Annotated in this window: 18 protein-coding genes and 3 pseudogenes; 13 read left to right on the top strand and 8 right to left on the bottom strand. The window is 66.5% G+C overall.

Going from position 1 to position 25,119, the window contains the following annotated elements:
- Positions 1 to 64: 64 nt before the first annotated feature.
- Both ACQY4O_RS17420 and ACQY4O_RS17415 read right to left on the bottom strand, forming a co-directional pair.
- Positions 65 to 382, bottom strand: coding sequence for an AtpZ/AtpI family protein (locus ACQY4O_RS17420; RefSeq protein ID WP_428377615.1), 318 nt, complete (start codon positions 380 to 382; stop codon positions 65 to 67).
- 167 nt (positions 383 to 549) lie between these two features.
- Positions 550 to 2,004, bottom strand: a complete 1,455-nt coding sequence (locus tag ACQY4O_RS17415) for a carbohydrate porin (RefSeq protein ID WP_428377614.1) — start codon at positions 2,002 to 2,004, stop codon at positions 550 to 552.
- Positions 2,005 to 2,228: 224 nt separating this feature from the next.
- Here ACQY4O_RS17415 and ACQY4O_RS17410 point away from each other — a divergent pair, with 224 nt between their 5' ends.
- Positions 2,229 to 2,756 carry a GNAT family N-acetyltransferase gene (locus ACQY4O_RS17410; protein ID WP_428377613.1) on the top strand — a complete coding sequence of 176 codons (528 nt, stop codon included), beginning with the start codon at positions 2,229 to 2,231 and terminating at the stop codon, positions 2,754 to 2,756.
- Here ACQY4O_RS17410 and gndA read toward each other — a convergent pair whose 3' ends face one another.
- Positions 2,757 to 4,190: an NADP-dependent phosphogluconate dehydrogenase gene (gndA, locus tag ACQY4O_RS17405; RefSeq protein ID WP_428377612.1), complete on the bottom strand. Its 1,434-nt coding sequence runs from the start codon at positions 4,188 to 4,190 to the stop codon at positions 2,757 to 2,759.
- Between the two features lie 317 nt (positions 4,191 to 4,507).
- On the opposite strand from gndA, the gene ACQY4O_RS17400 reads away from it, so the two are divergent.
- Entirely contained in the window at positions 4,508 to 5,593 is a 1,086-nt protein-coding gene (locus ACQY4O_RS17400; protein ID WP_428377610.1) for a glycosyltransferase family 2 protein, read from the top strand.
- Positions 5,587 to 6,630, top strand: coding sequence for a glycosyltransferase (locus ACQY4O_RS17395; protein ID WP_428377608.1), 1,044 nt, complete (start codon positions 5,587 to 5,589; stop codon positions 6,628 to 6,630). Before ACQY4O_RS17400 ends, ACQY4O_RS17395 begins: the two co-directional genes overlap by 7 nt.
- Here the strand turns inward: ACQY4O_RS17395 and ACQY4O_RS17390 are convergent.
- A complete protein-coding gene (locus ACQY4O_RS17390) occupies positions 6,600 to 8,180 on the bottom strand; it encodes an AAA family ATPase (protein WP_428377606.1) in 1,581 nt (526 codons plus the stop codon). The genes ACQY4O_RS17395 and ACQY4O_RS17390 overlap by 31 nt on opposite strands.
- A gap of 773 nt (positions 8,181 to 8,953) precedes the next feature.
- Here ACQY4O_RS17390 and ACQY4O_RS17385 point away from each other — a divergent pair.
- The 3 genes and pseudogenes from ACQY4O_RS17385 to ACQY4O_RS17375 form a co-directional block, all read left to right on the top strand.
- Positions 8,954 to 10,447 carry an undecaprenyl-phosphate glucose phosphotransferase gene (locus tag ACQY4O_RS17385; RefSeq protein WP_428377605.1) on the top strand — a complete coding sequence of 498 codons (1,494 nt, stop codon included), beginning with the start codon at positions 8,954 to 8,956 and terminating at the stop codon, positions 10,445 to 10,447.
- 197 nt (positions 10,448 to 10,644) lie between these two features.
- Positions 10,645 to 11,061, top strand: a complete 417-nt coding sequence (locus ACQY4O_RS17380; protein WP_428377603.1) for a transposase — start codon at positions 10,645 to 10,647, stop codon at positions 11,059 to 11,061.
- Positions 10,995 to 11,414: pseudogene (locus ACQY4O_RS17375) on the top strand (transposase); the annotation flags it as partial. The gene ACQY4O_RS17380 and the pseudogene ACQY4O_RS17375, both read left to right, overlap by 67 nt.
- A gap of 140 nt (positions 11,415 to 11,554) precedes the next feature.
- Here ACQY4O_RS17375 and ACQY4O_RS17370 read toward each other — a convergent pair.
- Complete coding sequence (locus ACQY4O_RS17370) at positions 11,555 to 12,502, bottom strand: glycosyltransferase family 2 protein (protein ID WP_428377602.1); 948 nt, start codon at positions 12,500 to 12,502, stop codon at positions 11,555 to 11,557.
- A 109-nt stretch (positions 12,503 to 12,611) separates the two neighbouring features.
- Here ACQY4O_RS17370 and ACQY4O_RS17365 point away from each other — a divergent pair, with 109 nt between their 5' ends.
- From ACQY4O_RS17365 to ACQY4O_RS17340, 6 genes and pseudogenes are all read left to right on the top strand, one after another.
- Entirely contained in the window at positions 12,612 to 13,667 is a 1,056-nt protein-coding gene (locus ACQY4O_RS17365) for a glycosyltransferase family 2 protein (RefSeq protein WP_428377600.1), read from the top strand.
- A 326-nt stretch (positions 13,668 to 13,993) separates the two neighbouring features.
- Positions 13,994 to 14,569, top strand: a complete 576-nt coding sequence (locus ACQY4O_RS17360) for a polysaccharide biosynthesis/export family protein (protein WP_428377598.1) — start codon at positions 13,994 to 13,996, stop codon at positions 14,567 to 14,569.
- Between the two features lie 211 nt (positions 14,570 to 14,780).
- Positions 14,781 to 15,197: a transposase gene (locus ACQY4O_RS17355; RefSeq protein WP_428377596.1), complete on the top strand. Its 417-nt coding sequence runs from the start codon at positions 14,781 to 14,783 to the stop codon at positions 15,195 to 15,197.
- Positions 15,131 to 15,550, top strand: a pseudogene (locus tag ACQY4O_RS17350) (transposase); the annotation flags it as partial. The gene ACQY4O_RS17355 and the pseudogene ACQY4O_RS17350, both read left to right, overlap by 67 nt.
- Positions 15,551 to 16,183: 633 nt before the next feature.
- Entirely contained in the window at positions 16,184 to 17,971 is a 1,788-nt protein-coding gene (locus tag ACQY4O_RS17345; RefSeq protein ID WP_428377594.1) for a family 16 glycosylhydrolase, read from the top strand.
- A 422-nt stretch (positions 17,972 to 18,393) separates the two neighbouring features.
- On the top strand, positions 18,394 to 19,119 hold the full coding sequence (locus tag ACQY4O_RS17340) for a metallophosphoesterase family protein (protein WP_428377593.1): 726 nt from the start codon (positions 18,394 to 18,396) through the stop codon (positions 19,117 to 19,119).
- A 153-nt stretch (positions 19,120 to 19,272) separates the two neighbouring features.
- Here the strand turns inward: ACQY4O_RS17340 and ACQY4O_RS17335 are convergent, their stop codons facing one another.
- Positions 19,273 to 19,869, bottom strand: a complete 597-nt coding sequence (locus tag ACQY4O_RS17335; protein ID WP_428377591.1) for a phosphatase PAP2 family protein — start codon at positions 19,867 to 19,869, stop codon at positions 19,273 to 19,275.
- The gene (locus ACQY4O_RS17330) at positions 19,866 to 21,341 is read right to left on the bottom strand and encodes an oligosaccharide flippase family protein (RefSeq protein WP_428377590.1); all 1,476 of its coding nucleotides are present in this window, start codon (positions 21,339 to 21,341) and stop codon (positions 19,866 to 19,868) included. Before ACQY4O_RS17330 ends, ACQY4O_RS17335 begins: the two co-directional genes overlap by 4 nt.
- 281 nt (positions 21,342 to 21,622) lie before the next feature.
- On the opposite strand from ACQY4O_RS17330, the pseudogene ACQY4O_RS17325 reads away from it, so the two are divergent.
- A pseudogene (locus tag ACQY4O_RS17325) lies at positions 21,623 to 21,868 on the top strand (glycosyl transferase); the annotation flags it as partial.
- Between the two features lie 621 nt (positions 21,869 to 22,489).
- On the opposite strand, the gene ACQY4O_RS17320 reads toward ACQY4O_RS17325, so the two are convergent.
- Positions 22,490 to 24,757: a GumC family protein gene (locus ACQY4O_RS17320; protein WP_428377589.1), complete on the bottom strand. Its 2,268-nt coding sequence runs from the start codon at positions 24,755 to 24,757 to the stop codon at positions 22,490 to 22,492.
- Positions 24,758 to 25,119 lie beyond the last annotated feature (362 nt).

Genomic DNA, 25,119 nt, shown 5'->3' with positions numbered 1-25,119 from the left:
ACCTAGCGCTCCGTATAACGCCCGGCGCCTATCGCGCCCAACTGCTTCCTGTCGCGGCCGTTGTCTAACGCGTTCCCGGGTCCGGCGCCACCAGCCGCCAGACATTGACGATCCCCGCGACACCGCCCAAGAGCACGAACAGGATCAGAAACAGCGGACGCATGCCGAGCCAGCGATCCAGGCCCCAGCCGATCGCGGCGCCGACCACGACCGCGGAAACCAGCTCCACGCCCACGCGCATGACCAGCCCGAACGAGTTCCGGTCGATCGCGCCGTCGGAGACGGGTTGCGGACCCATGCCCGATTTCGCCCGTGCCTCCTCGAGCCGCTGCTCGAAGGATTTTGCGGCTGCCGGTGTGCCCGGTCGCGTTTCCTCACCCATCTTCTTCTTGCACCTCCTGACGGGCGCAGCGCTAGCTAACGGCGGTGCAATGACCTGTCAAGCAACCCGCCCGCAGGCAGCCTCCACCTGACAGGTCGTTGATGTAGAAAGGATCACAAGCCTCAAAGACCGTCTGAGAATGCGCAGTAGCATTAACAAACAGGCTCTCAGAAGGTGATGCTGGTGCGCAGACCGATGATAGCTTCGTTGGCGATACGAACGGTGTCGTCGGGCGTGCTGGCATCCGGGTTGGCGATGCCGCCGCCGGGCGTGAACACGTACTGGAAGTCCGGCTGCACCGACCACCACGGCGTCACCTGCGCCTGGTAGGTGACCTCGATGAAGCTTTCGGTCGAGCGGATCGGAATGGCCTGGTTGCCGGAGAACAGCCGTCTGTCCTGGTCCAGCGCACTGGCCTCGCTGCTGACCCGGGCCAGTCCGTAGCCGATCCCGAAGCTGTCGCCGGGACGCGACCGCAGCGGCGCCTTCAGTGACAGGCCGAGATTGGTGCTGAAGCTGATCTCGTTACGGTCTCCGGGAGCGCCCATCAGGCGGGCGAACATGCCGAGCGAGCGCACGCCCGCGGCGTCATGCCAGATCTGCTGGTCGTCGCTGGTATAGAGGGCGAAGTCGTGCCGCAACAGGCGGGTCTGACCGTCGCCGGACGGATCGGCCAGGGACAGCCCGTCCGCACCAGTGCGCTGGTCGGGAAAGCCGCCGCTGTCGAACCAGGCTCCGATCCGGTAGGTGCCGGGCAGGCCGGCCGGTGGCGTCCCGGGCGCCACGTTCTGCCCCGTCGAGGGCTGGTTCAAGGCGAACTGCACCTCGCCGATGACCAGGGCGCCGGTATTGAAGTTGAAATCCACCCCTTCCCGCTCGGCTCCGCGAAGCTGGTCGTCATCGGAGAAGCTGCCGCCCGGCGGGTTGTCGTCATACACGCCGAGCAGACCGGTGAATGGCCCGCGCGTGCCACGCACCCGGACCCCGAGCGAGGACAGCGGATAGGCCGGGCCGCCGGCATACATGTCGTACGAGGGCAATGCCGGCCAGCCCATCATCGTGTTCATGAACAGCGTGGTGTAGGTGCTGGTGATGAATTCCTGGTCGAGGCTCTGCTGGCCGATCTTGATGTCGGCGTTGCCACTGGAGGTTGCCTGGTCGAACCACGCTTCCCAGAGCCGGAAGCTGCGCTCCGCCTCGATGCCGCTCGGGGTCTGGATGATGCGGCCGTCGGCGACGCCGAGATTATCCAGGCTGAGATTGCGGCCATGGATCCAGAGCGCGCTGACATTGAAGGTGCCGCCGTGCCAGCCGAAGGCCTTGTCGGTGTCGAGCCCCACGCTGAGCAGCGTCAGCCCGTCATAGTCGGGCCCGGTCTTCAGGCCGCCGGTCACGTTGGCGAGGACCTCGCTGGTCTCGTTGATGCCGTAGCTGATGCCGACCGCAGCCAGTCCGGAACGCAGACCGCCCATGTCGCCCAGGAGGTTGTTACGTGTCTCCAGCGCATCCAGCAGCCCGGGCGCCGGATGCGTCGATGCAGTCGAGGTCGATGCAGTCGGGGTCGGTGCGGAGGCGATCGGAGAGGATTGCCCGCCGCCCGAAGCGGGCTGGGCAGCCGGCATTGCGGACTGGGCCCGGCCTGGCGGTGTGGCCGCGAGCCACGCAATGTTGCCGGCGAGCAGGGCAAGACCTACCGCGCTGCCGCCTCGTCCCCCTCCCACTGACCTGAATAGTCGGACCAAATGCATGCGCCACTCCCACGGCTCGACACAGCCTATCGCGATTGCGAAGCGTTCTCAAGTCTTGGTCGTGTCGTGGACCTGTATGCGCGGCTCTGGTTAACGAAATGCTGGAAGAGCTCTCTCATCGCCTGGCGACACCGGACGATCTGGATTCGCTTCGTGGCCTGATGGCGGCGGCCATCGGCAAACTTCAACGCGGCTTCCTGGACGAGCGCCAGATCGCGGCCAGCCGGATGATCATGGGCATGGACCGCCAGCTGATCCTCGACGGCACCTATTTCGTGGCGTTGCGGGACGGTGCGATCGCCGGCTGCGGTGGCTGGAGCCGGCGCGCCACGCTGTTCGGCGGCGACCACAGCGGCGGCCGCAACCCGGCCATGCTCGATCCGGTGACGGATGCCGCGCGAATCCGGGCCATGTACACCCATCCCGATCACGCCCGCCGCGGGGTCGGCCGCTTCATCCTGTCGCTCTGCGAGGCGCAAGCGCGCCAGGCCGGCTTCAGGCGCGTCGAGCTCGCCGGCACACTGGCCGGCGAGCCGCTCTACCACACCTGCGGCTACTCGGTGATCGAACGCTTCACCGCCGGTGACGGCGTGCCGCTGCTGCGCATGGGCAAGCCGCTCGCGTGATCAGCTCTTCACCTCGGTGCCGTCCTGCGACCAGCGGATGTGATAGCTGCCCTCCTTGTCGGTGCGCCGGTAGGTGTGCGCGCCGAAATAGTCGCGCAGGCCCTGCAGCAGGTTGGCCGGTCCGCGGGCGCGCCGCAGCCCGTCATAGTAGGCAAGCGATGAGGCGAAGGCCGGCACCGCGACGCCGCTCTGCACGGCGAGCACCACAACGTCGCGCCAGGCCTGCTCTGCCTTCAGAACGGCATCGCGGAAATAGTCCTGCAGCAGCAGGCTCGGCGCGTCGGGATGGCTCTCGTAGCCTTCACGGATGCGGTCCAGGAAAGCCGCCCGGATGATGCAGCCGCCACGCCAGATGGTGGCGATCAGCCCGGGATCGAGGTTCCAGTCGTACTGCTTGGAGGCCACCGCGAGCTGCTCGAAGCCCTGCGCGTAGGCCACGATCTTCGAGGCGTAGAGGGCGTCGCGTATCTTGTCGATCTCGGCCTGTCCGGCCTGACGCGGCTCGATCTTGATCCCGCCCAGCCCCTGCTCTGCCGCCCGGCGCTGGGCCGGCCGGCCCGACAGGGCGCGCGCGAACACCGCCTCGGTGATCGCGGTGATCGGCACCCCGAGTTCGAGGGCCGACTGCGCCGTCCAGCGCCCGGTGCCCTTCTGTTCGGCCTCGTCGACAATCATGTCGACCAGCGCGGCACGGCTGCCGGGGTCCCGCTTGGCCAGCACGGCGGCGGTGATCTCGATCAGGTAGGAGTCCAGGTCGCCGCTCTTCCAGCCGGCGAAGATCTCGCCGATCTCGGCGGCACTCCGGCCATAGACCGTCCGTAGCAGGTCGTAGGCCTCGGTGATGAGCTGCATGTCGGCATATTCGATCCCGTTATGCACCATCTTGACGTAGTGCCCGGCGCCATCGGGGCCCATGTAGGCGCAGCAGGGGGTGCCATCGACGCTGACCGCCATGCGGGTCACCATCGGCGCGATCCGCTCCCAGGCCTCCTTGGAGCCGCCGGGCATCATCGAGGGGCCTTCGAGCGCCCCCTCCTCGCCGCCGGAGATGCCCATGCCGACGAAGTGCAACTGGCGGGCGGCAAGTGCTGTCGCCCGTCTGCGGGTGTCCTCGAACAGCGAATTGCCGCCATCGACGATGATGTCGCCGGGCTGCATGTGCTGGACCAGGTCGTCGATGACGGCATCCACCGGGCGGCCGGCCTTGACCATGATGATGACCACGCGCGGCGCGGCGAGGCTGGCCACGAAGTCGGCCACGCTGTGCGCCGGGCGGAAATCGCCCTCGTCGCCGTGCTCGGCGACCAGCCGGTCGGTCTTCTCGTCGGTGCGGTTGTGCAGGGCCACGCGCAAGCCCTTGCGCGCCGCGTTGCGCGCCAGATTGGCGCCCATCACCGCAAGGCCGGTGACCCCGAGATCTGCCAGTTCCGTCATGTGTTCCTCCGGTTGCAGCGGTGCGACGCGGGCAGCCCGGCACCCGGGCTGATCGTGCCTCCTGCTGCCTCAATAGGGGCCCGCACGCGGGTTGGCCAGACGGCGGGCGATTGACGAGGTGCCCGACGCCATCGGCAAGAAATCCCACGCGCAGTGCGGGATCTCTATTTTGCTACTGCCGATGTTCTGACAAACTGGCGTGCAACAATATCAATTCGCTCACCATTAACCTCCGACATGTAGTAGCGATGCGATGTTGTTGATGATCATCTGGTCGAAACCTGTCTAAGATGCGACGGGTGAGTGACGGAAGCGACATGGAATCGGAAGCATCCCTGGCCTCGATGGAACCGGAAGCGGGCGCGGGCAAGTCGTCGCCTGGCTCGTTCAGTCTTGACGGCCTGGCTGCGACTGCAACGATACCTCCGAACCGGCCGAGCGTCTCCGTCGTGGTGTGCAGCCATGACCGGCTGGCCTACGTCACAGCATGCATGGAATCGCTGTCGCGGCAGACCGTCGGCAGCGACGGCTTCGAGATCGTGCTGGTCGATAGCGGCTCGCCGCCCGCCGTGGCGGCGCAGATGCGCAGGCTGGCCGAGGCCGCGCCCAATGCCACGCTGATCCGCGTCGATGCGTCCGGCGTGAGCCGGGCGCGCAACGAGGGCGCCCGTGCCGCCGCCGGGGACTACGTCGCCTATATCGACGACGACGCGACCGCGGCGCCGGACTGGATCGAGCAGATCCAGACGGTTGCCGCCGAGAACCAGGGCCAGCCCGCGGTCATCGGCGGCAAGGTGCTGCCGGAATGGGAGGCACCGCTGCCCGACTGGTGGCCGCCTTCGCTGCGCGGCGTGCTGTCGATCATCGAGTACGAGGGCGCCGGGGAGTACCGATCGGGCGAGGTTCCCGACACGCTCGAGCCGTATGGCGTCAACATGATCCTGCGACGGGACGCCATGTTCGAGGTCGGCGGCTTCGAGGAGGCGCTCGGACGGCTCGGCCTGGTGCTGCAGTCCGACGAGGAGGTCCAGCTGGCCTGGCGCCTGCAGGATGCCGGCTACTCCGCCCGCTACGACAGCCGCATCGAGGTCAGGCACTCGATCCAGGCGCGCCGCTTCAACCCGGAATGGCTGCTGGCGCGGCTGTACTGGCAGGGTGCCTCCACGGTCCGGACCCGGCGCTCGCTCGGAAGCCCGGAACTGGTGCGACGCGAGTTCCTGCGCCGCATGGTCGTCGAGGCGATCACGCTGCCCGTCACCTGGCTGCTCCCGCGCGACAGCACCCGGCTGATGGAGCTGCGCTGGCGGCACGCCTACGCCAGCGGGTTCACCCGCGAGGCGACCGGGTGCGGCGCCGGCAAGCGGGCAACCCTGTTCGGACGGGCCAGGCGCCGCCCGTGCTAGGTTCGGACCGGACCCGACGCCGTCTGACCGTGCTGTTCTCGACGCGCAACCGCGGCGGCGCCCTGGCGCCGGTGCTGGACAGCTTCACATCCCTCGAGGCGCCCCCCGAGGGCTGGAAACTGGTCGTTGTCGACAATGGCAGCACCGACAATACCGCCGGACTTCTGCAATCCTATCTGGACCGCCTGCCGCTGACGATCATGCGCGAGCCGCGCCCCGGCAAGAACCGGGCGCTGAACGCGGCCCTGCCGCAGCTCGAGGGCAGCCTCGTCGTCCTGACCGACGACGACGTGCTGCCGCGGCCGGACTGGCTCGTGCAGCTCTGCCGCGCGGCCGAGGAACATCCGGAAGCGGCGCTGTTCGGCGGGTGCGTGCTGCCGCACTGGAGCTGCCCGCGGCCGCCCTGGCTGCTCGAGACCGCGGTGCCGTTCAGCGTGCTATACGCCCAGCAGCGTCGCGACACCGGCCCATGCTCGTATGCGGCGATCTTCGGCCCGAACATGGCGGTTCGGGCGAGCGTCTTTGCCGCCGGGTTCCGCTTCTCCGAATCGGTGGGACCGGACGAGACTCGCCGGATGTATGCCATGGGCGGCGAGACCGAGTTCCTGCGGCGCCTCGATGCGGCCGGCTACAGAGGCCACTTCGTCGCCGACGCGGTGGTCGGTCATATCATCCGGCCGGAACAGCTCGACGAGCAGTGGATCCTGCATCGCGCCTACCGCTACGGCATCGGCGAGGGACGGCATTATGCCTCGCGGGCGATGCAGCTGCATATCCGGTCGCTGGTGTACGGCCTCGCGGCGCGCATCGTGGCGCTGTTGCGGCCCTCGCCGCTTCGCCTGAAGATCCGCTACAAGGCAAGCACCCTGTCGGGAATCATGGCCGGGCTGCGCAACGAAAAGGCGATCGCCGGGGCGCGTTCCGCTCAGGCAGATGCCGCCGCGCGCAAGCTGCAGCGTCTGGCCCTGCAGGGTAGCGGTGACCAGGGCCGGGAGCCGGCCGACGGTCAGGGGGGAGCGAGGCGGATGGCCCCCTGAATCGCTCCGGCGGGCGCCTGCAGGTAGCCCGGTGGCGGCGACTGCGCGTCCGGGGCCGGCGGCGACTGCTCCGGTATCGGCGCCGGTGCGCGCCCGTGGTGCGGCTCCACCGAAACCAGCCGCACTGCATCCAGCCGTCGCCCGCCTGGACCGCCATCAGCCAGCCGGCCGTCCACGATCAGGTCCAGGCTGCCCTCGCGCAGCCGCTGCACGGTCGCCGGCGGCAAGCCGAGACGGGTCGGATTGAAGCCGGCAAAGCTGCGCGACTGCCGGTTCAGGTCCAGCACCGCCCAGCGCGGGCATACGCCGTGATGGCAGGCCCCGACATTGTAGAGCCGATACCGGGTGAGATCGGCCGCGGGCGCTAGCGTCGCAGGACGGGGGGCGACGGAAGGCGGCGCCGGGACAGGTGCCGAGGTCGGCGGCGCGACGGAAGCAACCGCCGGCCCGGGAGGCGGCGCCGGGGGAGCCGCGGCCGGGGGAGCCGGGATTGGGAGAGCCGCCGCCGGGGGAGCCGGCAAGGTCTCGGTCACGATGGCCGGACTATGGTCGGACCCGGGCGGCGCGCCCGGAGCGGGAGCCGTGTCGCGAGGCGGCGTGGCCTGACCTGCCGGGACGGTCACCGGTGCGGGAGCGTTCACAGGTGCGGGAGCCGGTGCGGGCGGCGGAGCTGCCGGTGGGGTCGCCGGGACCGCGCTCGCGACAGTGGCGTCTGGGGCCTGTTCGGGATGTACCGCATCGCCCTCGTGACGAATGACACCGTAGCCCGCGACCAGCACCGCAATCAGCGCGGGCAGCGCCATCCAGGCCTGCAGACGCATGCGCGAGCGGGCCTTTCGCGACTGCGGTCGCGCCCCTGCCGCTACCTGCACCATCTCGAAACTCAGGCGCTTGCGGCCGCTGCGCTGGGCTTCCTCCGCACAGGCGCGGACCAGGCTGTCGATCCTGCGGAGATTGCCCTGCGCGTGCTGGACGATCTCGCGCACCGCATCGTCGGCTGCCGGCAAGCTCTGCGCCGCCAGCATGCGCTCCACCGTCTGCCGCGCCGCGTCGGGATGCATCGCATCGAGGGTCGCCTGCACCGTGATCGGCTGGCGCAGGGTGAACCCCGGCCGGCCGGCCAGCACGATCCTGAACAAGGGAAGACCGCCATCCCGCAGGCCGGCCAGCAGGCACAGATACCGCAAGGTCTCGGGCAGCAGGGACTGCGCGTCATCGATTGCCAGGACCGGCGGCTCCTGGCGCCCGGTCGCGGCGAGTGCCTTGCGGAGCACGGGTTCGAGTTCGTCGACGGAGAGTCCGCCGGCATCTGCCACCCCGAGGGAATGGGCGATCACCCGATGCAGGCTGAGCGGACCGGCCACGAAATTGCTGATGCGGATGACCCGGTCGCCGAGGCTTTCTCGCTGCGACAGTGCCGCCGCCAGCGTGACGCTCTTCCCAGTGCCGGCCGCGCCGGAAAGTGCTGCGATCGGGGCCATGTCCCGGCAGCAGGCATCGATGAAGGCAAGGGCCTCCACCTGCGTCGGCGCCAGGAGGCCGTTGGACATCCCGACGCGACCCGGACTGGCTCCGGTGCGGTCCTGTTGATCGACGTGAATGTCCACCCTCCCGTGGTGACGCGAGCCGCAGATCAAAATAAAGCCGATGCGCGTGCGCCGCAACCACACACCCGTAGGCGCTTGACAACAGAATAATAAACCAACCGAGGAGGCGTGATGTCGCTGTTGCAACGACGCCATCGCCGGTGAGCGAAAGGTCACTGCAGGCGGGACGGGCAACCGAAACAAAGTGTCATGAACAACATCTAAGACATCTTGTTCTAGACCCTGCAACAGGGAGCAACTTCTTCCGGTCTTGTGCCCTTAGCCTACCGCCTGGAGGGGGTTTAGCGAAGCACATCCAGCGCGAAGCGGGCTGGTGCGGGGCTGCCGGTTCAAGATTGTGTTAATATGAACCTCGGTAAAGGTACGTTAGCACGCGTTCGTGTATGGCTTTACCTGTTCGGAACCAACAGATTGTTTGCAGATCGCGACCGAGTGAGAGACCGTTTGAGACTGCGCTACGCCGAGCATGAGTGACGCGCAGCGGCACGCTGGGCGTGGCCTTCGAGACCCGGAGCGGAGCCGCCGTCCGGCGGTGAGCGCCGGAAGCGCGGAAGGCCGCGACGGATTGCCGGTGAAGTAGCATTCTCAACCGGTCTCTGACGACCTGCCTTGGGATTTGCGTTGCTACTATATCGGGTGACGCCTCTTGGATATCAAGCCGGCGTCGTGCTTCCTGACTGACGCTTTGCGGCTGCCTTGATTTGGAGTTGACTGGAATGATGACTGCAGAGGCAGGCGTGGTGCCGGCGGTCGGCGTCTCAGCCGACACGCATGAACGGGCCCACCGGATCGTGCGTCGGGGGCGGCGCGCGGCACGGGTGCCCCTGACGGTCTTCAGCGGTGCCGGCCGGCTGATCGATCTGCTGGTGTTGCTCGTGTCCGGGTTTGCCGCATGCGCGGTGATCGGTCTGGTGCGGCTGCATTACGGTGCTCACCTCCTGTCGGTCTTCGTCGGCGACTGGATGACGATCACCGCCCTCACCTATTCCGGTGCCTACAAGATCACGCGCCTGCGCCAGCCGGTGCCGCAACTGTTCTGCATCCTGCTGGCGGTGATGCTCGGCATGGCCGCGGTCGATCTGTGCCTGTTCCTCGAGAACAACATGACCCTGCCGCTGGAGCCGTTCCCGGAGATCTGGGCGGCCTGCACCGCGACACTGCTCTGCCTCTCGCACGGCATCGGCGGCTGGCTGGTGGTCCGGTGGTCCGCGAGCGGCAGGCTACGCCGCAACGTCGCCATCATCGGCGTCTCGGAGCTGAGCCGCCGGCTGATCGAGGGCGTGCGACGCGCCCAGAACACGGACATGCACCTGGTCGGGATCTATGACGACATCATCCCCGCCAACAGCGTCCATGCCGGAGTGCCGGTGCTCGGCCGTGTGTCGGACCTCCTGGAGCATGGCAGGGAGAACTCGTTCGACACCATCGTCGTCGCCGGGTCGGTGCAGGAAGCCAGTCACCTGCAGAATGTCTGCTCGCAGCTCAGCAGCGCGATTGCCGACGTCTATCTGATGACCGACGTTGCCGGCCACAATCTCGGATCGCCGATCTTCGGGGCGGTCTGTGACCGGGTGGTCGTGCAGATCCGCCGGCGTCCGCTCGATGACTGGCAGATCGTGCAGAAGCTGCTGTTTGACCGCCTGGGAAGCCTGCTGGCGATCGCAGCTCTGTCGCCGGTGCTGCTCGGGATCGCCCTGCTGGTCCGGATCAGCGGTCCCGGCCCGATCGTCTTTCGCCAGGTTCGCGTCGGCTTCAACAACAAGACCTTCATCTGCTTCAAGTTCCGGACGATGCACGACAACCGGTGCGACGAGGGCGAGATCTCGCAGGCAACCCGGCACGATCCGAGGGTCACCTGGATCGGACGTTGGCTGCGCAAGCTCAGCCTCGACGAGCTGCCGCAGCTGTTCAACGTGCTGCGTGGCGACATGTCGCTGGTCGGGCCGCGGCCACACGCGCCCGCGACCAAGGCGGGCGATCGCTACTTCCAGGATGTCGTGGCCGACTACGCGGTGCGCCACCGGGTCAAGCCGGGCATTACCGGCTGGGCCCAGGTCAACGGATGGCGCGGCGAGACCCGCACCGTGGAGCAGCTGCAGTCGCGCATCGACCACGATTTCCACTACATCGAGAACTGGTCGATGTTCCTCGACCTCAAGATCCTGCTCCTGACCGTCGCTCGCGAACTGAAGAGCAAGACCGCCTACTAGAGCAAGACCGGCTCAAGTTGAGCCGGTAAACTTGCTCTACCAGATCGATCTAGAGACTGATTCACGTCTCAGGCTGGTTCAGCCTAAGACGATCAGGCTCTAGGTCATGTGGACGGAATCGGCCAGGGATTCACAAGACGGTCGATCAGTGATTCATAGCGGGTCGGCAGAAGTGGACCTGTTTGATGCTGACGCGGATGAGCGAGGAGGATTGGGAGATCGTTCTGGAGGTCTTCCGGGGCTGTCTTCCGAGGCGGGGCGACAAGGCTCGTGATGACAGACGCTTTCTCGAGGCGCTGCATTTCTTCACGCTGCAGAACGTCTCGTGGCGGGCGCTGCCAGCCGAATACGGGCTCTGGAACACGGTCTGGAAGCGGTTCTCGCGGCTGAGCAACAGCGGTATCTTCGAGGCATTCTTTCAGTCGCTGGCCGAACTCAGCCCCAGAGCGCACCTCGTGCGGATGTTCGACAGCACTACGGTTCGCGCTCATGTCTCGGCCGCAGGTGCAAAAGGGGGCAGCAAAATCAGGCGCTTGGCCGGTCGCGCGGCGGCTTCTCGACCAAAATCCACCTCAAGACCGACTTCGATGGGCAGCCACTCGCCTTCCATCTGACCGGCGGCGAGGCCAACGACAGCCCGCAGTTCCCCCTGTTGCTCGGCATCGGTCCCGACATCAAGCCGCGTGCCGTGCTGACTGACAAAGGCTACGACGCCAAGAGCAACCGAAGCGCAGCACGAGAGCTTGGCATCGTCCCACTGATTCCGGTCCGCAAGATCACCGTCCACAGCCCCAGGCACTTCCCGAGGCTGCTCTACAAAACTCGCGCCCGTATCGAGCAGGCAGTCGGCAAGCTCAAGCGCTTCAAGCGAGTAACATTGCGATGCGAGAAAACCCGGCAGAACTACGAGTCAATCGTGGCCTTCGCCTGCGGCCTCATCTTGTCCAAATCCGTCCACATGACCTAGAGCAGCATCCGATCAGTTTGAAATCGCTTCGCGATGCCAAGTGTCGGATAAAGCTGCTCTCTCAAACGACAAGCTGAGTATGATCGATCGGATCATGCTCTGGTCCGGGTCATGCGCCGGCTTCCGAGGGTCGGACCGGCTCAACCGGCATACGGCCTGAAGGGTCCGGCGATGCGCCGGGCTGCGATCGGCGGCAGCAGCGGCAGCAGATGCGCGATCAGCAGCAGGACGGCACGCCTGGCCAGCGGGCGGCGGCCGAACGAGCGCCGCAGCGCCCGCAGGCCGGGATGGCGCCTGCCATGCCGGATCAGTTCGCGGCCCACGATCCAGCCATTTTCGGCATCGGTCCGGCGGCGCAGCGCCGGCACCCTGGCTGTGCCGAAGCGGGCTACCAGCGCCGGGTTGCCGAAGATCGCGGCGGTGCACGGGCCGAAGGCATCGGGATCGGTCGCCATGCGCAGATAGGCACCGGTCCCACGCTGGCGCACAAAGAGCAGAGGCTCTGCGCCCGGAACGGTGGCGATAGGGCCGGAGGCAGCCAGGCGACACCAGTATTCCCAGTCCTCGCCGAAGCGCAGGTCGGCCCTGAACAAGCCGACCTGGCGGATCGCGCTGGCGCGTATCAGCAGGTGCCCGCCATTCGCGAACAGGTTCTCCACCAGCAGTCTCTCGATGATGTCGCCGGCCGGGAACGGTCCCGGCTTCGTCGCCACGACCCGGCTGCCATCCTCGGTGACGAAGCAGAAAGCGCCATAGGCGGCCTGCGCGGAGCCTGTCTCGAGACAGGCGGTCATGCGCGCGAGCGCATCCGCAGCCAGCCAGTCGTCCGCGTCGAGGAACAGGATTGCCTCGCCGCCGGCCAGGGCGATGCCATGGTTGCGGGCCGCGGAGACCCCCTGGTTGGCCTGGCGGACAAGCCTTATTCTTGGGTCCATATAGTCGCGGACCAGGTCGGCGGTGCCGTCCGTGGAGCCGTCATCGATGACGATGGCGGTCCAGAGCGGATGCGTCTGCGCCAGCAGCGAGTTCAGCGTGGCGCCGACATAGTCACGCACGTTGTGGCACGGGATGATGACGGAGACGGTCATGTCACCTGTAAGCCTCATGACGAGATCGTTTCCATCCTGAACTGTTCCAATGCAACCAGACCGGGTATATCCTCTTCATCGACCGCAAGGCCACAGGAAGCGAGCCGAGATGACCAGCGTGCTGATTGCCGGCTCGTTACCGCCCGGATCAGGGGGGCCGACCGGGCCACAGGCCGACGCCGCTCCGGCCGCCTACGATGCCGACATCATCATTCTCTCGATGGACCGCATCGAGGAGACGCTGGAAGCCGTCGCGTCGGCGCTGTCCCAGGACAGCATCAGGCGGCATGTGTTCGTGTTCGACCAGGGCTCCTCGCCGGACAACCTGGAGCGGCTGGCCGAGGCGGCACGCGGCCGCACGGATATCGCGATCCTCCGCGCGGAACGCAATTTCGGCGTCGCCGGCGGCCGCAACCGGGCGAGCGCGCTCGGGCAGGGCCGCGTCATCGTGGCACTCGACAACGACGCGGAGTTTGCCGACAGCCACACGGTGGCCGATGCGGTGACCCATCTGGACCAGCATGCGGACCTCGCGGCGGTCGGCTTCCGGGTCGTCATCCACTCGAGCGGCGAGGACGACCTATCGTCGTGGGGCTATCCCGTCTCGCTGCTGCCGCGGGCTGGTGCCGGCTTCGAGACGATCACCTTCGTGGGCGCCGGCCACGCCATCAGCAGGCAGGCCTGGGACGCCTGCGGCGGCTACGACGACCGGCTGTTCTTCTGTTGGGAGGAGTTCGACTTCTGCCTCTCCGCGATCGCGCGCGGCTGGCGCATGGAATATGCCGGCGACCTGGTGGTGCGGCACAAGGTCAGCCCCGACCGGCGCTTCAACTGGACCGGCACCCGCTGGTTCTACTACGTGCGGAACCGCCTCTATATCGAGCGCAAGTGGCGGCAGAGCTGGCTGCCGGTGGCGCCGCGCGCCATCGGCTACGTGCTCAAGGGCATCCGGAACGGGCTGTGGCGGCAGACGGCGCGTGCGATCCCGGCAGCGTGGCGGCTGGCAAAGGGGGTCGAGGCTGCACGGATACCCGCGGCCGGACGCGCGTACATCGCGCGCAACGACGCCGCCCACCGGGGCAAAATTCGCACCCGCATCAGGAAGGAGATCCTTTCGGCGCTGCCCGGGCACGGCATGAAGGATGCCCGATCGACCGTGTCCTGACGGCTCACCCCACCACGCGGGTGGGCTGCACAAGGCGCCGTGTTGACGGGTCTGCCGGCAACCGCCACCTTCGCCTAGAGCCTGATCCGATCGATCAGGCTCAGCTTGTCGTTTGATAGAGCAGCTTTATCCGACACTTGGCATCGCGAAGCGATTCCAAGTGATCGGATGCTGCTCTAGTGTGATGCCTGTGCAATCAGCATGCGAATTGCGGAGCTGAGCAGGCCACTATCTTGTTGATAAGGCTAGTGTCCCGGGCCATAAGTCCCTACGAACTTCTGGTTCGGGACACTGGGTCCATAACGCAATAATCAAGAGGAAATTCCGTGCGCCGCAGAACCACCTTCACCGGGCCGACGACGATCGCCCTGGCCGCCTTGCTCGCCGTTGCCGGCTGCTCGCCCGGCGCGAACCTCCCGCCGCTCCCGGACGAGGCCAGCTCGGCCTACAGTCTGGGCCCCGGGGATGAGGTGCGCGTCATCACGGTCGGCGAAGACTCCCTGAGCGGCGACTTCCACGTGAGCGATGCCGGCAACGTCGCCATGCCGATGCTCGGCACGGTCAAGGCCGCGGGCATGACCACCTCGCAGCTCAGCGACGAGATCGAGTCGGAGGCCAAGACACGCAGCATCCTGCGTGATCCGCAGGTCTCGGTCGAGGTCACCAACTACCGCCCGATCTTCGTGCTGGGCGAGGTTTCCAAGCCCGGCCAGTTTCCGTACCAGCCGGGCATGACGGTCCTGACCGCGGTGACGGTGGCCGGCGGCTTCACCTACCGGGCGATCGAGGACTACGCCTCCATCGTTCGCAGCAACGGCAAGACCTCGGTTGAAGGCAAGGTGGAGCGGCAGAGCTTCGTCAGGCCGGGCGACGTCATCACCATCTACGAGCGCCATTTCTAGTGCAGCAATCCAAACAGACCGAACCGGTCTGTTTGGATTAAAGCTGCACTATCTCAATGTTTCTAGGGCACCTTTAACCCAGACAAAGCGGCTCGCTTTGTCTGGGTTGTGCACTAGGTCATGTGGACGGAATCGGCCAGGGATTCACAAGACGGTCGATCAGTGATTCATAGCGGGTCGGCAGAAGTGGACCTGTTTGATGCTGACGCGGATGAGCGAGGAGGATTGGGAGATCGTTCTGGAGGTCTTCCGGGGCTGTCTTCCGAGGCGGGGCGACAAGGCTCGTGATGACAGACGCTTTCTCGAGGCGCTGCATTTCTTCACGCTGCAGAACGTCTCGTGGCGGGCGCTGCCAGCCGAATACGGGCTCTGGAACACGGTCTGGAAGCGGTTCTCGCGGCTGAGCAACAGCGGTGTCTTCGAGGCATTCTTTCAGTCGCTGGCCGAACTCAGCCCCAGAGCGCACCTCGTGCGGATGTTCGACAGCACTACGGTTCGCGCTCATGTCTCGGCCGCAGGTGCAAAAGGGGGCAGCAAAATCAGGCGCTTGGCCGGTCGCGCGGCGGCTTCTCGACCAAAATCCACCTCAAGACCGACTTCGATGGGCAGCCACTCGCCTTCCATCTGACCGGCGGCGAGGCCAACGACAGCCCGCAGTTCCCCCTGTTGCTCGGCATCGGTCCCGACATCAAGCCGCGTGCCGTGCTGACTGACAAAGGCTACGACGCCAAGAGCAACCGAAGCGCAGCACGAAAGCTTGGCATCGTCCCACTGATTCCGGTCCGCAAGATCACCGTCCACAGCCCCAGGCACTTCCCGAGGCTGCTCTACAAAACTCGCGCCCGTATCGAGCAGGCAGTCGGCAAGCTCAAGCGCTTCAAGCGGGTAACATTGCGATGCGAGAAAACCCGGCAGAACTACGAGTCAATCGTGGCCTTCGCCTGCGGCCTCATCTTGTCCAAATCCGTCCACATGACCTAGAGCAGCATTCGCCTTTCAAGGTTTGCGTGCCTGCAGAAACACCCCGGTTCGCGCCGGGGTGTTTCTCGTTGTCCTGGCTGTCATGACACGCAATCGGGTTATCGCAAAATAACCCCATTACAAGAAGAATTTTTCCGTTCTCAAAATGAGCGGCACCATCGATCTGACCGTAGCTTGGCCCGGCGGCGAAGCCGGTCGCCAAAGACGGCGCATTCCGCAATTTGTACGCGTGCTGGCCATGCGTTGACGTCCGCCGGTCGAGACTTGTGGCGTGGCGCTCAGCGCGTCCAAAAGCCAGCGAAGCGGGCAAACTATTGCGACGTTGACCCGAAATCCCCGCACGGAAAAAAGCTATTGATCACGTAATCGTGATTATCCTAAGTCTGTGTCCAGCCGGAACGGCCACCCTCGATGGCGAGAGGATCGTGGCCTAACCAAGCGTTGACCTTGATGGACTTCGAATTCGTCGCCAGCCGGCAGATGCTTTCGAAGCATAGATCAATACTGCCTTTTCCTGATCAAGGCGAAAGCCGCAGGTCGGGCTGCAGAACTACATCTATTCAGGATTCATTTTCGGGATCATCCCGACAGCGCCGAATGGCGCTCCAAGCACCAAATTTCGAGAGCAAAGTCATGTCAGACGGTTCATTCGACGTCAATTTCACCACGGTGACCAACATCTACAACACGCCGTTCACGAACTTCTGGGGCAACAACAGTCAGATGTCCCTCAGCAGTGAGGGGCTGTTGCTGGGTAGCGGCGCCAACAACGATTACAACGCAATGGGCCTCATGCAGACGCCGTCAGGGAACAATGCCGGCGAAGGCTACGGCGTTTACAGCTACACGGCACGCTACGAATATGCCAACCAGCCTGGCGGCGACTATCTGCTGCTGTGGCGAGCCGACAATACCTGGCTCGACAGTTCCAAGCCCGGCGTGCTCACCGAGATGGACATGCTGGAGACCTGGGACAATTCCAAGACCGAGCAGAGCACCCTGCACTACTACAACACCGCCAGCGACAATAACGGCCAGATCTTCCACGGCACCACCGGGATCGACCTCACCAAGCTGCATGTCTATTCGATGGACTGGGAGGCGAACTCGCTGACCTTCTATATCGACGGCAAGCAGATCTACCAGATCACCGGCTCGTCGGTGCCGAAGGACACTGCCGATGGCGGCAACAACCAGGTCATGGGCATGGGCGCCGAGACCGAGACCAGCCGGGTCGGCATGTATGTCACCGAGGCACAATATACCTCGAGCCCCGACATCGCAGCGCAGGGCGGGGTGGCCAAGGTGATGGCCGCGCAGATGGCGCGCGAGACGGGATCGTCGGGCACCGTCGCGCCGCCGGTCACGCCGGTCCTGACCTCGATCTCGGTCTCGGCGCCGGGAAGCGTCATGGAGACGGCGCCAGGCGCCGGCGTGACCGTGAAGGAGACCATCACGGCTCCGGGCGCCACCACGCTGTATGAGGCAACCTTCACCTCGGCGAACGTGGCCGAAGCCAACTGGCAGGCCGTCGCCATCAACTCCAGCGGCGTCGGCACCTTCCAGGCCGCCTTCCGGCACAGCGGCGACTATGTGGTCGTCGTGGACAACACGACTGCCGCCACCGTGAAGGGCTACTCCTCGGGCATCACGATCACCGACCCGCCCGTCTCGCCTCCGCCCGTCGTCTCGCCGCCGCCCGTTGTCTTGCCGCCACCTGTCGTCGCACCCGTCAACGGCACGCCCTCCTTCACCATCAGCTCGATCACCGAAGTTGCCGGTCAACTCGTCGTCGTCGGCGACAAGGAAAGCGGATCACCGGCCACGATCCGCGAGACCATCGACGGGCATTATCTCGGCGTCATCGAGGATCACGCGCCCGACGGCAAGTTCGACTTCAGCCTCGCCGACGTGAGCGCGGGCAGTCATACGATGGTGCTGACCCTGGACGGCTCCAGCCTGCAGGCAACGATGAAGTTCGTCACCGGCTCCGCGGTCCCCCCGGTCGCACCGGTCACCCCCGTCACCCCAGTCACCCCAGTCACACCGGTCCCACCGGTCACGCCCGTCGTGCCCGTCCCGCCGGCGGCCGGCTTCTCGATCACGTCACTGACCGAGAGCAACGGACATCTGATCCTGGCCGGCGACAAGGAGATCGCAACCCCGGCCACGATGCGCGAGACGATGGACGGGACCTATCTCGGCACGCTCTGGGACCATATGCCGAATGGCGCCTTCAGCATGCAGATCGCCGACGTGACTGCCGGCGCGCATGTGCTCAGCCTGTCGCTCGACGGATCCCCGGCGACCGCGACCTGGGACTTCACCAAGCTCGCGAGCGGCAGCATCCTGCATGCCGTCGTCGCAACCACAGCCGCCGCCAGCGCCTCCAGCCTGATCGTGGTCGCGCATCACGCCTGATCAACGCGCCCCGCGCCGTGCGGGGTTCGGAGCGGCTGATCGCCCCGCCAGGCCATGCCTGGCGGGGCGTCTTGCTTTTTCGAAGGCGTAACGAGCTTTGCTTGCGTTGGGGACTCGCATCCCCTGTTCGATTTCGCCACATTGCCTTCCCGGCATCACGCCGGCTTGCGACCGCAACACGTTGGACCTGGAGGCTAGAGCCTTGTCCGTTCACACCGGTTCACAGACAAGGCTCCAGCTCTTTGTCTTGGCGAGCCTCTCAATCCGGTCAGCCGGTTCCGGCTGATCGGATGATGCTCTAGACTGCTATCGTGCCTGGTCGCGACCTTGGTACCGGCCGCCGCTCCGCTACCCGGCGCAACGCCCGGGACAGCAGATCCGCCGAGCGCTTCCCGCTCCCCCGCCCGGACAGGATGCAGGTCATGTCCTGGCCGCTGACCTTCGCGCCGGCCCCGGGCGTGCTGTCGCCGGGCCGGCGCGCCTACGTGATCGGCGATATCCATGGCTGCTCCGAGCGACTCGGCCTGCTGTACCGCCAGATCAAGCTGGACCTGCGCGACCGCCCCGCCGAGGACGTGACCCTGATCCATCTGGGCGACTATATCGATCGCGGCCCGGACAGCGCTGGTGTGCTGACCATGCTCGCGGCGGAGCCGGACTTCCCGGTCACCCGGGTCGTCAACCTGATGGGAAACCACGAGGAGATGGCCCTGCAGGCGCTGGCCTTCGGCAATCCGCGTCAGGCCGAGGACTGGATCGCGAGCGGCGGCGCCGCGGCGCTGGCGAGCTGGGGCATACCGCGCCAGGCATCGCTGGCGGAATGGCCCTCGCTGCTGCCGCGCTCGCACCTGCGCTTCATGAGCCGGCTCTCCCTGCAATACCGGATCGATGGCTACCTGTTCGCCCATGCCGGGGTGCGACCCGGCGTGGCGCTCAACCAGCTCAGCCGGCGCGACCTGCTCTGGATACGCGAGCCGTTCCTGTCGTCGCGCGCGGATTTCGGGGCGGTGATCGTGCATGGCCACACGCCGACCTCCGACCCGGTCCTGCGCCCGAACCGCATCGGCCTAGACACCGGCGCCGGCCGAGGCGGCCGCCTCACCTGCGCCGTCCTCGAAGCCGGACGGGTCGCTTTTTTCGCCGCGTAGTGGCAGCAGGGGTAGAAAACGCCTGATGCTGGATGAGAGCGGGCCGCAGGCCCGCGGCCGGCGTGACGTTTAGAGCACCGGAGCGGAGCGGCCTCCTGGCCGTGAGCACCGGAGCGGAAAAACGGCGCGTCGGATCGCCAGCAGCAGGCGTTTTCAAGAACGGTGGCAGGAGGAGATGAAGGGCCACCAATACACAATCGCCATGCGCTGGATCGCCTCCTCGGCATTCAGCTCACGGCCATGGAACACCAGGGCCACCACCACCACCACCACGCCGAGGATCCAGCGCCGGAAGCCTGCCGGGCGGGGTCCCGCGAGCAGTGTGAACATCAGCGCGCCGAGGATGCCGACCGCGCCCCCCATGAGCACATCCGGGATCGTGTGCACGCCAAGATCGACCCGGGAGAACCCGAACACCAGGGCGAGCAGCACCGCCGCGGCCGCGATCAGCAACAGGTGGCGGGCGGCCCCGGGGACACCGTTCTGGCCCAGCAGCGCGAGCAGCGCGCCATAGACGACGGTGGCACTCGCGGTATGGCCGCTCGGGCTGCGTATGCCGAAGTCCGGCAGGTCGGATTGGCAGGCGTAGAAGATGATCTTCAACGACAGCACGACCCCCAGGGTGCCCGAGACGGCCAGCGCCCAGCCGATCGCACCGCGCCACCAGCCGAGCAGCAGCAGGGCGATGGCGATGGCGGCCGCCATCGGCAGGACGACAGCCTGATCGCCGAAGTCCGTCAGGAACTTCATGCGGCGTGGGCACTCGCGGCGGCAGCGGCGCCATGCTGGTCGATCGGGTGGTCATGCGCCCTGAGGGCACGCGGCATGCTGCGCCCGAGGGCAAGCCAGGCCACCAGCGCGAACACGACGGCGCCGAGCGTCGCCTGGCACAGCAGCGCCAGCAGCGGCTGCGCCGGCAGCAGCGGCGCCTCCGCAAGCACCGCGAGCGACATGGCAGCGGTCGCGACGCCGGCAGGCCAGAGCCGGGCCAGCAGCCAGAACGGCGAGCGCTGCAGCCTGCGGGTCACCAGCGCCATGTTGATCGGCGCGAGCACGAGGGCGGTGGCACCCCAGCAGAGCGCGGCGCTCGCCGGGGTCTGCGGGTGCAGCAGCAGCAAGCCGATGATCGGGGTTACGAACGCCAGCACCGAGGTGACGAGATTGATCCGCGTCCTGTTGATGGCAACCCACATGCTGCCGGCATCGCCATAGGTGTAGGCGATCATCGAGGCGCAGGCGGTGATGCGGGTGCCGGACGCGGCCCCTGCCCATTGCGGACCCATCAGGCCGGCGATCAGGTGGCCGGCCGTCAACGCCACCCCGGCCGCGATCGGCCAGCCGAGCAGCGCCTGAAATTGCGCCGTCTCCCCGTAGGCTTCGGCGAAGGCGCCGGGATTGTCCTGCAAGGCTGAAAGCCGCGGCAGCGTGATGCGCAAGGTCGAGCCGGACACCACGCTCAGCACGGCGTCGAGCAGCCGGAAGCCGACATTGCAGATCGCCACCATGCTGCCGCTGGCGATCATGCCGAGCACGATGATGAACACCCGGTAGCGGCCGGCCAGCATCACCACCGCGACAAGTTGCGGTCCGGCCACCGACCAGAGGTCGCGCAGCGCCTCGCGGTCGAGCCGGGGGCGCGTCGGGGTGGAGCGCGACAGCAGCAGCAGCAGGCAGACCGACAGGGTATTGCCACCTTGGAGCGCGATCATCGCCCAGGCGCCGCCATGGTGCCAGGCGACCAGCAGCCCCAGCGCCAGGCCCACCGGCTGGCCGATGAACACACGCAGCGCGAGCAGGCGGTAGCGCTGGTCGCGCAGCACGAGGCCCGACCCGACGCCGGAGAACGCGGACAGCGGCAGCAGCGGCGCCAGCGCCAGCGTCAGAATCGGGATCTGGGGATGGCCGGTGGTATGGCCGATGACGAAGCCCGACAGCACCAGCACGAGTGCGGCCACCAGGCCCACGAGGACAGTCAGCGTGGTGGCGCTGTGGGCGTGGCGCGGCTCGAGGTCACGGCGCTGGATGACCGCATCGGTCATCATCGAGCTGCCGAACAGGTCGAGCAGCAGGAAGGCTGCGATCGCGACCGCTCCCACCCCGGCGGCGGCCGGCCCGATCGTCCGGCTGACCACCAGCATCGAGAGCAGCGAGAAGACCGACGCGACGCCGGTCTCCGCCAGCACCCAGGACGGGGAGCGTGCGGACGGAATCGGCCACCTCACGTGGGCGGGACCACCGTGGGGAGGGCCGGGTCAGGCGCTAGGATCAAGCAGGCGCTCCGCATTGTCGGACGTGGTCGTGCAGGGTCCTATACGATGATCGCCGGTGTTTTGCATCCATGACGAGCGGCCATACAGGACCTGTGCGTTGCGGTTGTGCATCAAATTCCGGGCAAAGCGGATACCGGCCGTCTCATGGCGCGAGGCGGATCGGATCCGTGCGTGTCATTTCTGGTTCGACCAGCAAGATCGGCTCCGACAGAGCCGATTAACTTGCTCTATCCTATGTGCTTGTCGATGGCGACGACACCGACGATGCCGCCGATGCTCCGGCGATGGTGCGCCTGCTGGCGGACGAGACGCTGGACATGGTGACCGCCAACCGCGTCACCGAAATGCGCTCCGGCTACCGCGTCTTCTCTCGGCGCTTCGTGAAGGCGTTCCCGGCGCTGGCTCTTGGTTTTGAAACCGGAACCGGATTCACCATGCAAGCGCTGGACCTGCGCATGCCCGCGGGCGAAGTCGCCACCATGCGGCGGCGCGCCCGGACCCGATGCCGGTTCGCCAGGTCTGGGTCCTGTCCGGGTTTCTGGCGCGGCTCCATCAAAATGTCCCAATCCTGGTGGATGAACCCGCCTCGGCGTGTACATCACCCGATCCGAACGAGGACGACCGCAATGCTGCGACCTATCCTGCTGACCCTGGCCACCGTCGCCACGGCGCTGACCTGGAGCGCCCCGCCGACGAGCGCCGCGGACCCGCCGGGGGCAACCGACAACGGCCTGCCACCGAACGCCTCGATGACGCCGAACTCGATGTCCGACATCCACGTGCAGGGGAAGTACAACCACAGCGGCATCTATGTGCCGCCGCATTACGAACCGAAGCCGAAGCCGATCTTCCGCGGCTACTTCGACCAGAAGAAAACGACGGTGAAGCACGGCTATTTCGACACGCCGAAGCCGGTGATACCGAAGACGGACCAGGACGACGCGGACCAGCCCGGCCGTCGCTGATCGCCGGCCATCGCTGATCGGCAGGAGAGCAGCAGTTCCAGAAGCTCGGGCGGAGACCGGGTTTCCCCGGCCTCCGCCCGAAATCGACGCTCACCCTGCCGATCGAGACGCGATGCGCTTCAGTCCTGCTACAGCTCAGTGCTGGTAGTATGGGGCATAGCGGGAATGATAGGCCTCCGCATCCGTGTGGCCCGAGCGGGCATGTGCGCGCATGTTGACACGGGTCAGCGCGGCGCCCACGACATTGGCGCCGGCATCCTGCAGCATCTCGTAGCAATGTTTTGCAACCGCCCGCGGCGTCGTCTGCCAGCGCACGCAGAGCAGGGTGGATTCCGCGAGGCTGGCCACGATGCGCGCGTCCGTCATGGCGATCACCGGCGGCAGATCCAGCACTACCAGGTCGTAGTCACGACGCAGACGCTCGAGCAGCATCACCATGTTCTCGGACATGAACAACGAGTGTGAATTGCTGCGCCCGGCGACACCGGCCGCGATGTAGTCGAAGTTGGTGAGCTTGTCGGTATGGATGACGTCCTCGAGGGTCGCGGTGCCGCTGAGGAACTCGAGCAGCCCGGTCTTCTCCTTGACGCCCATGAGCTTGGCGAAGCTCGGCTTGCGGGTGTCGCATTCGACCACCACGATACGCTCGCCGGCCAGGCTGGCGGAGCGGGCGAGGCAGATCGAGGTCGTCGTCTTGCCTTCGCCGGGGCGCGCGGCAGCGATCGCCACCACCTTCGGCCGGCTGGTGCCGAGCCAGAGGGCAGCACGCAGGGAGCGTACCTGCTCGGCGCCGAGCGAGAACGGCTTCTGGACGAGATACTCCTCCATGCCGGACACGCCTTCCTTGTCGCGGTCGATCTGCGGGATCTGCGCCAGGCAGTTCAGGCCGAGCACGCTGCGTATGTCATGCCCGCTGCGGAACTTGCTCTGCGTCAGTTCGAGCAGATAGACCAGCAGGAAGCCGATGCAGAAGCCGAGCAGCATCGCGGCCGGAAGCAGGATCTTGGTCTTCGGGTAGGAGGGCTCGCCAGGCGGCAGCGCCAGCGACACGATCCGTGCATCCGATTGCTCGATGGCGGCCTGCTGCGCAAGACGCTGCATCGAGCCGAGTACCGTCGAGAGCAGGTTGCGCGAGGCATCGGCTTCGCGCTGCATCGCCTCGAGCGGGATCTCCGCCTGGCCCGCCGTCGCCACCTGCCCGCGGGCGTCGCGCAGCTCCTGCTCCAGGCCGGCAACCTTCGCGCGCGCCGAGCGGACCGCCGCATCGGAGGCGGCCATCACCTGGCCGGTCTCGGCATTCACCTCGCTCGACAGCACGCCGAGCTGCTGGCGCATGGCCAGTACCGTCGGATGGTTCGGACCGAGATGGGCGAGCAGCGACTGCAGCTGCGCGCTGAGCGCGTCGCGCTGGGCACGCAGCGCAATCACGCTGGGCGACACCGCCGCCTGCGCCGACGTGCCGAGACGGCCATGCGCCGCGCTGACCGTGCCTTCGGCCTGCGCCAGTTCGTTACGGGCGGAAACCAGGCTGTCGCTGAGGCGGCTGACCTCCTCGGTCGCGAGGCCTGCCTGCACGCCCTGGGTCAGGCCCTGGCTGGAGCGGTAGTTGGCGATCTTGTTCTCGTCCGCCTGCACCTGCTGCTGCAGCTCGTGCACCTGGCCCTCGAGCCACTTGTTGGCGTTGCTGACCGCATCGAACTTCATCTGCAGCTGGTCGGAGATATACATGTTGGCAAGGTCGTTCGCGACCTGCGACGCCAGCATGCGGCTGCGCGATGTGAACGAGACATCGATCACGTGCGACTGGCGCACCGCCTCGGCGGTGATGGACAGCTGGACCATGGTGACGACGAGGCGACGGGTCTCATCCTCGGTGGCCGGCGGACGGCTGTCCTCGATCAGGCTGTCGGCCGCTGCCGGGAACACCGGGCGGATCAGGAATGCGATGCCGCCCTTCACGCCGCCGCTGACGCCTTCGATGATCGCGCTCGCGGTGGATTTCGGGCGCAGCGTCGGATTGAACTCGGGGTTCTCCATCAGGTCGAACTTCTCGGCAATGCGCTGCGCCGAGTGCAGACCCTGGATCACCTCCACCTGGCTGGCGATCACCTCGTCGCTCGTGGTGTCGGCGCGCAGGATGCTCTGCAGCTCCTGCTGCTGGTAGGTCGCCGGCTCATAGATGACCGAGGCGGTCGCGGTGAACAGCGGCGTGAGCTGCTTGAGTCCGGCCCAGGCAACCGCCGGCACCAGCAGCACGCATAGCAGCATCACCCAGCGATGCCGCCACAAGCTCCAGGCCGCATTCGAAAGCAGCTGGCCGGCCGCCTCGCGGGGGTTGGCCCCCGGTTGCCCGCCCCGGTAAAATCGTTCGGCACCCGATCCGGACTGAGAGCCCGGCGCCACGTTCAGCATGTCTTGGCCCCTTTCGGACGCGCGCTTAGAATGACAAGCGTCCCGGCGCCTTGGCCCGGAACATTTGACATAAAGTTAGTTCAGCCTCTAAAGCAAGTGGAGCTTCTATCGACCTGCTCCTGGCCTGGGAAGGCGGTATCGCAACGGGGCGGACGATAATACATTGCCTTGCGTTGTGCACCGTCTTTATCTTTGAAGGGTTGCACATCGTTGCATAGTCACGACGGTGTTGCTGCACTGCCGCAGACCAGAGCCGCACTGGGTAGTCGAGACGCTCTTGGCCGGATCCGGATCGGATAGATGAGCGCGGCATCGCCGGTTTCGGCCTCAGCGCGACCTCCCGAACGCGATTC

The sequence above is a fragment of the Lichenicoccus sp. genome, from assembly GCF_965277665.1.
In the GTDB taxonomy this organism is placed as follows: Bacteria; Pseudomonadota; Alphaproteobacteria; order Acetobacterales; family Acetobacteraceae; genus Lichenicoccus.
The sequence above is the reverse complement of the archived record's forward strand: the minus strand, read 5'-3'. Positions and strand labels throughout refer to the sequence as shown.